The sequence below is a fragment of the Amycolatopsis sp. NPDC005003 genome, from assembly GCF_053600695.1.
Genome location: NZ_JBSGAI010000070.1, coordinates 23,319 through 35,058 on the forward strand (window position 1 = coordinate 23,319; position 11,740 = coordinate 35,058).

At 70.1% G+C, this 11,740-nt stretch carries 9 protein-coding genes; 1 reads left to right on the forward strand and 8 read right to left on the reverse strand.

Going from position 1 to position 11,740, the window contains the following annotated elements:
• Nucleotides 1-5: 5 nt before the first annotated feature.
• The 6 genes from ACWED2_RS44775 to fabG form a co-directional block, all read right to left on the reverse strand.
• Nucleotides 6-1,100, reverse strand: coding sequence for an acyl-CoA dehydrogenase family protein (locus ACWED2_RS44775; RefSeq protein WP_449696606.1), 1,095 nt, complete (start codon nt 1,098-1,100; stop codon nt 6-8).
• Entirely contained in the window at nt 1,097-2,281 is a 1,185-nt protein-coding gene (locus ACWED2_RS44780) for an acyl-CoA dehydrogenase family protein (RefSeq protein WP_449696607.1), read from the reverse strand. Before ACWED2_RS44780 ends, ACWED2_RS44775 begins: the two co-directional genes overlap by 4 nt.
• A complete protein-coding gene (locus tag ACWED2_RS44785; RefSeq protein ID WP_449696608.1) occupies nt 2,278-3,531 on the reverse strand; it encodes an acyl-CoA dehydrogenase family protein in 1,254 nt (417 codons plus the stop codon). Before ACWED2_RS44785 ends, ACWED2_RS44780 begins: the two co-directional genes overlap by 4 nt.
• Complete coding sequence (locus tag ACWED2_RS44790) at nt 3,532-4,548, reverse strand: phosphotransferase family protein (RefSeq protein ID WP_449696609.1); 1,017 nt, start codon at nt 4,546-4,548, stop codon at nt 3,532-3,534. It lies immediately after the preceding gene.
• A gap of 106 nt (nt 4,549-4,654) precedes the next feature.
• A complete protein-coding gene (locus ACWED2_RS44795; protein WP_449696610.1) occupies nt 4,655-5,107 on the reverse strand; it encodes a MaoC family dehydratase in 453 nt (150 codons plus the stop codon).
• Between the two features lie 5 nt (nt 5,108-5,112).
• Complete coding sequence (gene fabG, locus ACWED2_RS44800; RefSeq protein WP_449696611.1) at nt 5,113-5,874, reverse strand: 3-oxoacyl-ACP reductase FabG; 762 nt, start codon at nt 5,872-5,874, stop codon at nt 5,113-5,115.
• 489 nt (nt 5,875-6,363) lie between these two features.
• On the opposite strand from fabG, the gene ACWED2_RS44805 reads away from it, so the two are divergent.
• The gene (locus ACWED2_RS44805) at nt 6,364-8,490 is read left to right on the forward strand and encodes an ATP-binding protein (protein ID WP_449696612.1); all 2,127 of its coding nucleotides are present in this window, start codon (nt 6,364-6,366) and stop codon (nt 8,488-8,490) included.
• 206 nt (nt 8,491-8,696) lie between these two features.
• On the opposite strand, the gene ACWED2_RS44810 is transcribed toward ACWED2_RS44805, so the two are convergent.
• Together ACWED2_RS44810 and ACWED2_RS44815 are read right to left on the reverse strand one after the other, a co-directional pair.
• Nucleotides 8,697-10,157: a sigma factor gene (locus ACWED2_RS44810; RefSeq protein WP_449696613.1), complete on the reverse strand. Its 1,461-nt coding sequence runs from the start codon at nt 10,155-10,157 to the stop codon at nt 8,697-8,699.
• A gap of 190 nt (nt 10,158-10,347) precedes the next feature.
• The gene (locus tag ACWED2_RS44815; RefSeq protein WP_449696614.1) at nt 10,348-11,496 is read right to left on the reverse strand and encodes a polysaccharide deacetylase; all 1,149 of its coding nucleotides are present in this window, start codon (nt 11,494-11,496) and stop codon (nt 10,348-10,350) included.
• Between the last annotated feature and the right edge of the window lie 244 nt (nt 11,497-11,740).

Below are 11,740 nucleotides of genomic sequence, written 5' to 3' on the forward strand. Positions count from 1 at the left end.
GGACGTCAGGCGGGCAGGTCGATCAGGTCCGCCAGCCGGGCGCGGTGCCGGCCCGGCGTCCCGAGGGCGATTTCGTCCGCCTTGGCGCGCTTCAGGTACAGGTGGGCCGGGTGCTCCCACGTCATCCCGATGCCGCCGTGCAGCTGGATGGCCTCCTCCGTCGCTTTCACCGCGATCGGCGCGTTGCGGGCCTGGGCCACCGCCACCGCGATCGGCACGTCGGTGCCCGTGGCCAGCGCGTCCGCGGCGTTGCGGGCGGCCGCGCGGGCCAGGACCAGGTCCGTGTACAGGTTCGCCAGCCGGTGCTTGAGCGACTGGAACCCGCCGACCGGGCGGCCGAACTGGTAGCGGCCCTTGAGGTAGGTCACCGTCTCGGTGAGCGCCCATTCGGCGACGCCGGTCTGCTCCGACGCGAGGATGCCCGCGCCGAACAGCAGCGCCTGCTCCAGCGCCGCGGCCGCCTCGGGGCCCGAGGCGACCAGCGTGGCCGGGGCGTCCGAAAGCGTCACGTCGGCCACCCGCCGGGTCAGGTCGAACGACACCAGCTCCGACACCGTGGCGTCGGTGGACGAGACGACGTACAGCGCGGGGCCGTCCGGGCCGGCGGCCGGGACGACCAGCAGGTCCGCCACCGAGGCGTCGGCGACCGTGCCCACCCGGCCGGAGAGCGTGCCGTCCGGGGAAGCCGTCACCGACGACGGGAAGCCCGCGCCCGGCGCGGTCGACAGCGGCACGGCCAGCGCGCCGATCGCCTGACCCGCCGCCAGCTTGCCGACGAACTCACGCGCGCCGACGTGCACCAGCGCCGTCGTCGCCAGCACCACGCTGCCGAGGAACGGCACCGGCGCGACGCTGCGGCCCAGCTCTTCGGCGACGACGGCGACCTCGCGGGCCGACGCGCCGTGGCCGCCCAGCTCCTCCGGCACGGCCAGCCCCGCCACGCCCACCTCGTCGGCCAGCGTGTGCCACAGCTTCAGGTCGTACGGCTCGGCCGTCTCCACGCGCGCCAGCAGCGCTTCGCCGCCGGCCTTGGCCTTGAGCAGGTCCCGGACCGAGGCCCGCAGGTCCTCTTCGACGTCGGAATAGAGCAGGTCGGTCATCGGGGGAGGTCCTTCCAGGCGACGTCCTTGTCGACGCGCGGCTCCGAGGGCAGCCCCAGCACGCGCTCGGCGATGATGTTGCGCAGGACCTCCGAGGTGCCGCCCTCGATGGAGTTGCCCTTCGCGCGCAGGTAGCGGTAGCCGGCTTCACGGCCGGTGAAGTCGACGATCGCCGGGCGCCGGAACGTCCAGTCGTCGTAGGCCAGGCCTTCTTCGCCGAGCAACTCGACCTCCAGGCCGGTCAGCGCCTGGTTCAGCTCGGAGAAGGCGACCTTCATCGCCGAACCCTCCGGCCCGGGCGCGCCCACCGCCAGCTGCTGGCGCAGCCGGGTGCCGGCCAGCCGCAGCGTCTCGGCCTCGACCCAATGCTTCACCAGGCGGTCGCGCAGCTCCGGCGTGCGCAGCTCGGGCCGCTCTCGCCAGGTCTTCGCGACGATCCCGATCAGCCCGCCTTCGCGCGGCTGGACGTGCCCGCCGATCGCGACGCGCTCGTTCATCAACGTCGTCTGCGCGACCTTCCAGCCTTCGCCGACCGCGCCGAGGCGCTGGGTGTCGGGGATGCGGACGTCGGTCAGGAAGACCTCGTTGAACTCGGCCTCGCCGGTGATCTGGCGCAGCGGCCGGACCTCGACGCCGGGGGCGGTCATGTCGCAGAGGAAGTACGTCATGCCCTGGTGCTTGGGCACGTCCGGGTCGGTGCGGGTGACCAGGATCCCCCACTGCGACTCGTGCGCGCCGGACGTCCACACCTTCTGGCCGGTGACGATCCAGTCGTCGCCGTCGCGGACGGCGCGGGTGCCGAGCGCGGCGAGGTCGGAGCCGGCGCCGGGCTCGCTGAACAGCTGACACCACACCTCCTCGCCGGTCCACAGTGGACGCAGGAAGCGCTCGCGCTGCTCCGGCGTGCCGAAGGCGAGGATGGTCGGCGCGGCCATGCCGAGGCCGATGCCGATCCGGCGCGGGTTGTTGTCTGGCGCGCCCGCGTCCGTGAACACGTTGTCCACAACGGACTGCAGGGCGCGCGGGGCGTTCTGCCCGCCGAGCCCGGCGGGGAAGTGGATCCAGGCGAGCCCGGCGTCGAACCGGGCCCGGAGGAACTCCAGCGTGCCGGTCGACGCAGGGCCGTGCGAGGCCAGGAATTCGGTCGCCTGGCGGGTCAGGTCTTCGGCGGTGACAGTCACTTCGCGCCCTCCGAGAGGTACTTCTTCAGTTCGCGCCGGGCCAGCGAGCGCTTGTGGACCTCGTCCGGCCCGTCGGCCAGGCGCAGCGTGCGGTTCCCGGCCCACATCGCGGCCAGCGGGAAGTCCTGGCTGACGCCGCCCGCGCCGTGCACCTGCACGGCCTTGTCGAGGATCCACTCGACCGCGGCCGGTGTCGAGATCTTGATCGCCTGGATCTCGGTGTGCGCGCCCTGGTTGCCGACGGTGTCCATCAGCCACGCGGTCTTGAGCACCAGCAGCCGCTGCTGTTCGATGCGCACGCGGGACTCGGCGATCCAGTCCTGCACCACGCCCTGCTGGGCGATCGGCTTGCCGAACGCCTCGCGCGAGATCGCGCGGCGGCACATGAGTTCCAGTGCGCGCTCGGCCATGCCGATGGCGCGCATGCAGTGGTGGATGCGGCCCGGCCCGAGCCGGGCCTGGGCGATCGCGAATCCGTCGCCCTCGCCGGCGATGAGGTTCTCCACCGGCACGCGGACGTCCTCGAAGAGCACCTCGGCGTGGCCGCCGTGGTCGCTGTCGTCGTAGCCGAAGACGTGCATGCCGCGCTTGACCGTGACGCCGGGGGTGTCGCGGGGGACCAGGATCATGCTCTGCTGCTTGTGCGGCGCGGCTCCGGGATCGGTCTTGCCCATCACGATGAAGATCTTGCACGCGGGGTTCATCGCGCCGGAGATGTACCACTTGCGGCCGTTGATCACGTACTCGTCGCCGTCGCGCCGGATCGCGGTCTCGATGTTGCGGGCGTCGGAGGAGGCGACGTCCGGCTCGGTCATCGCGAAGGCGGAGCGGATCTCGCCGTTCAGCAGCGGTTCCAGCCACTGCTTCTGCTGCTGCTCGGAGCCGAACATGGCCAGCACTTCCATGTTCCCGGTGTCCGGGGCCGCGCAGTTGAGCGCGGACGGCGCGAGCCGGATGCTGCGGCCGGTGATCTCGGCCAGGGGCGCGTACTGGAGGTTGGTCAGGCCCTGCCCATGCCTGCCGGCATTGGAGGCACCAACACTGCGCTCGCCGGGGAGGAAGAAGTTCCACAGGCCGCGCTTGCGCGCCTCGGCCTTGAGCTCCTCCACGACCGGCGGGATGGCCCACGGGTCGTCGCGTTCGGCGAGCTGCTGCTCGAACACCGGCTCGGCGGGGTAGATGTGCGAGTCCATGAACTCGAGGAGCTTCCCGCGCAGCTCCTCGGTCTTCTCGTCGAACGCGAAGTCCATTTACTTCTCCTCTTTAAGAATCTCGTTGCCGTGCGCGATGAGCGGCGCGACCCCGGCCCCGACGCCTTCGAAACCCGCCCCGACCGTCTGGCCCTTGCTGAAGCGGTAGTAGATGCCCTCCAGGATCACAGCGAGCTTGAAGAAGGCGAAGCTGACGTACCAGTCCAGCTGCGAGACGTCCCGCCCGGACAGCTCGGCGTAGCGCCGCACGACCTCGTCGGCCGACGGGTAGCCGGGTGCCGAGCCGGCGTTGGACACGAAGGGCAGCGACACCTTGTCGCGCTCGGCGTAGGCCACCAGCAGCGCGAGGTCGGTCAGCGGGTCGCCCAGCGTCGACATCTCCCAGTCGAGCACCGCGGAGATCTTGTCGCCGGCGTCGACCAGGACGTTGTCCAGGCGGTAGTCGCCGTGGACGATCGACGGCGTGCCGGACACCGGCACCGCCGCCGCGAGCCGGTCGTGCAGCTCGTCGACGCCCGGCAGGTCCCGGCTGCGGGAGGCGTCCAGCTGCTTCTTCCACCGCCGCAGCTGCCGCTCCAGGAAGCCCTCCGGCCGGCCGAAGTCGCCCAGGCCCACGGCGGCGGGGTCCACCGCGTGCAGGGCGACGAGCGTGTCGACCAGCGCGTCGGCCATCGCCCGGGTGCGCTCGGGGCCGAGCTCGCCCAGTTGGTCCGCGGTCCGGTACGGCGTGCCCTCGACGAAGCTCATCACGTAGAAGGGCGCGCCGACGACGTCGGAGTCCTCGCAGAGCAGCAGCGCTTCGGGCACCGGCACGGCGGTGTCACGCAGGGCGGAGATCACCCGGAACTCGCGGCTCATGTCGTGCGCGGTGGGCAGCACGTGCCCGAGCGGCGGGCGGCGCACCACCCAGCGCGAGCGGCCGTCGCCCACCACGTAGGTGAGGTTCGACCGGCCGCCCTCCACGACGTCCGCGGTCAGCTCCCCGGCGACCAGGCCGGGGCGCTGTGCGTCCAGGTGGGCGCGCAGGCGGCCCAGGTCGAGTCCTGGCGGGTTCATCCAACCTCCTCATGCTTTCCGCAGAGCATACCGACTAGTCGGTATGACGTACAGAGACCTCCGGGAAGCGGCACATCCCCGGGGAAAGTGCCGCTTCCCGGGGGTGTCACGCGAGGAACCGCGTCACCCACTCGGCGACGCACGCGGGCTTCGCTTCGCCGTCGATCTCGATGGTCCACCGCGAAACCGCCTGCTTGCCGCCCGGGACGTCGGTGATCTCCACCAGCTCGGCCCCGGCCCGCACCTTCGAACCGACCTTCACCGGCTGCGGGAAGCGGACCTTGTTGAGGCCGTAGTTGATCCCCATCCTGATCCCGTTGACCCGGTAGATCTTCGGGCCGAACGCCGACAGCAGCGACAGCGTCAGGAAGCCGTGGGCGATGGTGCCGCCGAACGGGCCCGCGGCCGCCATCGGCTCGTCGACGTGGATCCACTGGTGGTCGTCGGTGGCGTCGGCGAACTGGTTGACGCGCTCCTGGGTGATCGTCATCCACTCGCTGTACCCGAGGTGCTCGCCGGCCGCGGCGGCGAACTCGTCGAGGTTCTGGAACTCCCGCATCGGCCTCAGTCCTTCGGTCCGCCGGCGACGTAGATGACCTGGCCCGAGACGAACCCGGCGCCCTCGCTGACCAGGTACGACGTCAGGTGCGCGATGTCTTCGGGCGTGCCGACGCGCTGCACCGGGATCTGCGACGCGGCGGCGGCCTTGAAATCCTCGAAGCCCATGCCGAGCCGCTCGGCGGTCGCCGCGGTCATGTCGGTGGCGATGAAGCCGGGCGCGATCGCGTTGGCGGTGACGTTGAACTTGCCCAGCTCGATGGCGAGGGTCTTGGTGAAGCCCTGCATGCCGGCCTTGGCGGCGGAGTAGTTGACCTGGCCGCGGTTGCCCAGCGCCGACGTGCTCGACAGGTTGACGATCCGGCCGTACTTCTCCTGGGTCATGTGCTTCTGCACCGCGCGGGTCATCAGGAAGGAGCCCTTGAGGTGCACGTCGAGCACGGAGTCCCACTCCTGCTCGGTCATCTTGAAGATCAGGTTGTCGCGGGTGATGCCGGCGTTGTTGACCAGCACGACCGGCGGCCCGAGCTCGTCGGCGACCCGCGCGACGGCGGACTCGACCTGCTCGGCGTCACTGACGTCGAGGGCGACGCCGACGGCCTTGCCGCCCTTGGCGACGATGGCCTCGGCGCCCTGCTTGACACCGGCCTCGTCCAGGTCCAGCAGCCCGACGGCGAAACCGTCATCGGCCAGCCGTGCCGCGACGGCGGCACCGATGCCGCGGCCGGCACCGGTGACCACGGCGACACGGGAAGGGGAATCGGTCACGGGGGACCTCCTCGTCGTTGAGAAGCAGGCTTGCGCGAGCGAGCCTACTAAGCGGTTGGTCACAGACGATACGGGCAGCGGCCCGCATTTCGATGTCAACGTACGCAGATTCCCGGCGCCGCGCCCGGTCCGGCCGGGTTTGCCGAGGAAACCGCCGCGGGGGAGAAACGCCGGTGGCCAACGTCACACGGTGGTCGGTTCCGGTCGGCGACAGGATCGCGGCGTGGTCGGCGATGGCTGCCGGCTGCCGGCCGCCGGCGCGTGCCCGGGCGTGGCCGCATACGACTCGCGGGCGGATTTCGGCCGTATCCCGGTGCCCCGCCTCGGCAGTGTGGCGGCTCATGTCCTGGGCCCACGACGTTCGTGTGTCCCAGGCGCGGGTCGCGTCGCGTCGCGCCGGGACAGGGGGGTTCACCGGCGCGCTACCCTCGTCTCCGTGGTACGGCCCGATGTCGACAAACCTCGGCGGGAGAACGCAAAATTGCCCGGGTGACCGGCGAGCACACCACAGGGAACGCCATCAGCGGCAGCGTTGCCGGTTCCGTGGTGCAGGCGGGGACCGTCCGGCAGGTGATCCTGCCGCAGCCGCAGCACCCCCGGCAGATCCCACGCCAGCTGCCGCCCGGGCTCCGGGATTTCGCGGGCCGTGCCGAGCAGATCGCCGCACTGGATGCATTGCTTCCCCCGCCGGACGGCACTCCGGCGGGGGCAACGGTCGCCGTCGTGAGCGGCACCGGCGGCGCCGGCAAGACCAGCCTGGCCATCCATTGGGCGCAGCGGGCCCAACCCGGCTTCCCGGACGGAACGCTGTTCGCCGACCTGCGCGGTTACGGACCTGCCGTACCGCTGGCACCCGAGCTCGTCTTGACGTCCTTCCTCTCCGCACTCGGTGTTTCCGGGGCAGCGGTACCGGCGCAGCTGGACGATCAGGCGGCAACGTACCGATCGGTCCTCGCCGAGCGGCGGGTCCTGGTCGTGCTCGACAACGCGATCGACGCCGGCCAGGTGCAGCCGTTGCTCCCCGGCGCGCCCGGCTGCATGACGATCGTGACGAGCCGCAACGTCCTGGCCGAACTGATGGTCTTCCGAGCGGCCCGCCTGGTCACCGTCGAGCCGTTCACCGGCAGCCAGGCCTTGGCTTTTCTGCGTGGGCTGGTCGGCTCCGACCGCACCGACGCCGAGCCCGAGGCGGTCGCCGAGCTGATCCGGGTGTGCGGCGGCCTTCCCCTGGCCGTGCGCATCGCGGCGACGCGGGCGATCGCCCGCCCGCACGACTCCCTCGTCGAGGTCGCGGCGGACATCACCGCCCGGCGTGCTCCGGCCACCCGGAGCCTGGCCGGCGCGATGCGGTCGGTGTTCGACTGGTCGTACGCCCGGCTGCCGGCGGCACCCGCCCGGGTGTTCCGGCTGCTGGGCCTGCATCCCGGACCGGAGTTCGGTGTCCGAGCGGCCGCGGCCCTGGCCGCCCTCGATCCGGCGACGACGTACGACTGTTTGGAGATGCTGGCCGAACGGCACCTGATCGAGCCGATCGGGAACCTGCGGTACCGGATCCACGATCTGCTGCACGCCTACGCCGCAGGCCGAGCCGAAGACAGTGACCCGATCGATCAGCGACGGGGAACCACGCGGCGAGTGCTGACCTGGTACGCCGCCGCGGTGCAGCACGCGGACCGCGCGGCGTTCCCGGCCTTGGCCGGCGTCACTCCCACAGAGGTTGTTCCGTCGGGAGAACTTCCCGTCTTCGCGGGACGAGCGGAGGCACTTGCGTGGCTTTCCGAAGAGCAGGCGACGGCGATCGCGGCCGTGCATCGCGCGGCCGCCACTGGGCTGCCCGAACTCGTCACGGCCCTGGCGGCGAGCCTGCGTTTCCTGTCCTGGCAGGGGCCCGGCCTGTCCCGCATCTACCTCGAACTGCTGTCCTCGGGGCTCACCGCGGCGCGGTTCACCGGGCCCCGCGCGCTCGAAACCCTCTTCCACGTCCTGCGCGGCGAGACGCTCTGGTCGCTGGGGCGTCTCGAAGAAGCCGAGAACGACTACGCGGCTGCCCTGGAGCTGGCCGAAGACCCGGCGCGCCGGGTCGACGCGCTGGCCGGTCTGGGCTGGGTCCGCCTCGCCCAGGAGCGACTGGAGGAGGCGCGAAGGTACTACTTGGCGGCCCTTCCGCTGTCTTCCGGGCTGTGCGAAGGGCGCACGGAGGCCGTCGTCCACGCCAACCTGAGTCGTATCCACACCCGGCTGGGTGACTTCCCGTCGGCGCTGCGCCACGCTGATCGGGAGCTGGCGCTGCGCCGGCAAGCCCACGACGAGCCGGGCGAGGCGTACGCCCTGCACACCGCCGCGCTGGCGCGGCAAGGCATGGGTGAACACGCGACGGCCATCCGGCTCTGCCGGCACGCGATCGGCATCCACCGGACCTTGGGCGACCACGGGCGCGACCTGGCCGAAGCGCTGCTGACCCTGTCGGCGTCGCTCGAACGGACCGGTCAGGTCGAGGAGTCCGCTGCCGGCCGGCGGGAGGCTTCGGCCGTCCTTGCGTCTCTCGGCGATTCACGGGCCGCCGAGATTCGCCCCCAACGTGGATCAGAAGGCAGGCGGCAGCCGCCGACGCCGTGACCCGCTCGCCCCGGTGCGGTGCTGGATACGAAGAACGCCCGTCCAGCCGGATCGGGCGCTCGGATCGGATCGCGAGACGGAGTTTCGTCTCGGCAACGAACTTGAGATACCTCCGCTTGTCCCGCCGCTGGAACGGACCAGCTTCGGATCGGTGGGGAACACCTCGATCACCTCTTGTCGTCCTCCTCTTCCAGTGTGGTCCTCTGCTAGTTCTGGCCGGTGCGGCGGCAGGCCTGGATGTCGAAGGTGTCGAACGGCTGGGTCGATCCGGTCCCGTCCAGGTCGACGACGTGGATCTGCAGCGCGTACTGACCCTGCAGGTGCGGGTCGGCGAAACGGCCGATCTTTCCGCGCCAGGTCGTTCCGACGTGGTCGCCGTTCAGCGGCTGGACGATGGTTCGGCCGGCGGTGGACAGAACCATCTCCACCTCTCTCGCCCTCCGGTCGACTGTGACCCGTACCTCGGCTTCTTTCGGTTCGTCGCAGCACTCGTGTGTCCCTGCTGCGATTACGAACCGGCGTTCGATCCACCTGCTCGCGACCACCGGCGCCCGATCGTCACGGCTCCCGGGAGTGGCCGGTGCGGTGGCTCGGGAGTTCCCGTCCGGCGGGGGAGATGTCCCTGCTGTCGGCGTTGCGGCCGCCGGCGGATCGGTGCGTTCGACGTTCGGACGCACGTCGGGATCCGTCGACTTCGGTCGGTTCGTCGGCGGGACGGGCAGCTGCTCGATCGGAGCCGGGGGCGCGGGCAGCTCGGGTGCCGGGGCCGGTGGCCGGCCTTGGGCCGGTGTCGCCGGTGTCACCGGCGGCGGTGCCGGAGTGAGACCAATCAAGGAGATGATCGTCAAGGATCCAGCGGTGATGCAGGCCGCTGTCGCCGCTTTCGCGGGAACGCTCGCGTTGGTGAACCAGTCGCGCACCGATTTCGGGGGTGTCAGAAGAAGGGGAATCGTTCGGATCTTGTTGTAGAGGGGCTGCCTGTCCTTGCTGTGGACGCCGCACTTGGGGCATTTGTTTATGTGTTTCCGGACCTCGCGATAGAGCTGCGGTGATTCTTTGCGTCCATGTCGGACGTATATCCTCTGCGGTATGTCGCAGCGATCCTCATAAGCACCGGGGCAGTCGATCAGGCAAAGCGCCGCCAGGCGTTCGGTGACGGCGCCTTCGATGCGCCTCCTCGCTGATCTTGCTGCTTCGTAAGAGGTGTCCGAAAGGGTTGCGACCGTGTGGTCCGACCAATCTTGCAGGCTGTTTTCAAGGTAGGCTTCAAAAGATTCCCTGTCTTCGAATAATTTCCGAAGCCTGTCGAGTAAAGCTCTGAAATCTGCGGCAACTCGCGCGGATCGTAAAGGATTCAGTTCGATGTCAAGGTCGACTTTATTCCCTGCTGGCGATGCGAGTTCTCGATTGGCTTTTCGCACGAGGTCGAACATGTGACGCTGCGCGACCACGAAGATCCATGGTCGCGGGTATTCCAGCTCTTCGCCCCCCAAGTAACGTTGCCACAACTTGATCCTGACGTATTGGGCGAGTTCGTCGGCGTATCCATTGTTTCTGCACAGGCTCGAGCAGATGCGGATCAGGTATGGATTGTTTGCTATGATTGCACGCTCAGCCGCTTCGCGGCGTCCGGCCTCATCCGGCCGGACCGGGCTGTTCTTCGTCACATGAGTAGGAACGTTTGCCAGGCGATCAACCGGTCGCGGTTCGGAGGAGAGCACACAATCGAGCGGGGCTGTCTAACTCGTTCGAGCACAGTGTCACCCGGTGTTGACAGGAGCGCCGCTCCGGACTCGGCCGGGGAACAACCAGGCGGGGGACGCCGGTGACCGAAGTGATCGCGCCGCCGGATTCCGGTCAGCCGGCCTGGGCGGGCGGCATCGACCGGTACCGGTCGAGGACCGCGGGGTCCTGCAGCGACATCCACTTCGTGACCTCCGCGTAGGTGGCGCAGACCGTCTCGGGTTTGGCGCACACCTCGCCCATGAAGCCTTCCGCCGCCCGCGAGAAGGCCCCGCCCGCCCAGTCGTTGAAGTGGTTGCCGATCACCAGCGGAGCCCGGTTGCCGTCGAAGGCGGCCTGGTAGGCGCCGCGGTAGGTCTCGAGCGTGGCCTGGGTGTACTGCCCGGCGTCGTTCTTGGAGTGGCCGAGCTGGTACCACAGGTTGTAGTCCATCATGATGACCTTCTTGTGCAGCGCGGGCACCTTCACGTACGGCATCCAGAACTCCCAGATGCCGTCCAGCCGCGTCGGCCACTTGACGCCGTCGGAGGGCTGGCTCGAGTCGAAGGTGTAGCCGGCGTCGCGCATGGCGGGGAAGGCCGCGGCCCAGTTGCCTTCGAGGCACGGCGTCCGGCCGCCGGTGACGTCCTTGGCGGACAGGCGCAGGCCGAGGTGTTCGCGGGCGTCTTCGACGAAGCGGCTGAACTGGCCGATTTCGTCGGTCCAGCCCTGCGCGGTCCACCGGCCGACACTCGGCTCGGCGCCGGCGCAGAAGTGCCCGTTGTAGTGGGTGCCGATCTGGTGCCCCGCGGCGACGGCGGCGTTGAGGTCCTGGACGCGGGTGGCCACTTCGCCGGCGCTGCCGCCGAAGCCGATCGAGGCCATGCCCGGTTTGTGTCCGGGCCCGGTGTAGCGCTGCCGCTGCTCGTCGGTCAGCAGGTAGATGCCCGAGAGGAAACCGCTGAAGTGGGCGTTGACGGTCTTGGCGAGGGCGAGGTAGCGGCTCCAGTGTTCGTGCGCGCCGGCCCCGTCGAAGGAGAAGAGCACGAACTGCGGCGGTTTTTCGCCGGGGCGCAGCGGGCGCAGCCACTCCGGGTCCTTGGCCACGGGCGGGGCCGTGGTGGACGTGGTGGGAGGCGCGGGCGGCGGGCCGGCGTCCGGCGAGGCGGGCCGGGCGGACCCGCGCCCGAGGGCCGTGATCAGCACGCCGGTGAGAACGAGGGCGACGAGGACGGTGAACCAGGTGCCCGGTCGCCGTACCCACCGTGCCGAGCGCAGCCCCATCGAAGACCCCTCCCCCTGCTACATACCGTCACAGAGAGGACGTCGAAGGCACGATCCGGGTGCATCGCGGTGAGATGCGTAACCCAAAAGCAACCCGGGAGGGGCACGCACGGTAATGGATCTTGTCCTGCCGAGCCTCGGCCGGCGGCGCGGGGCAGATCGTGCTCGCCCAGGCGGAGGGCGCCCGCCTCCCGGGGCCGGACGAGGTCCTGCTGCAGCACCAGCAGCACCTGCACCAGCGGGG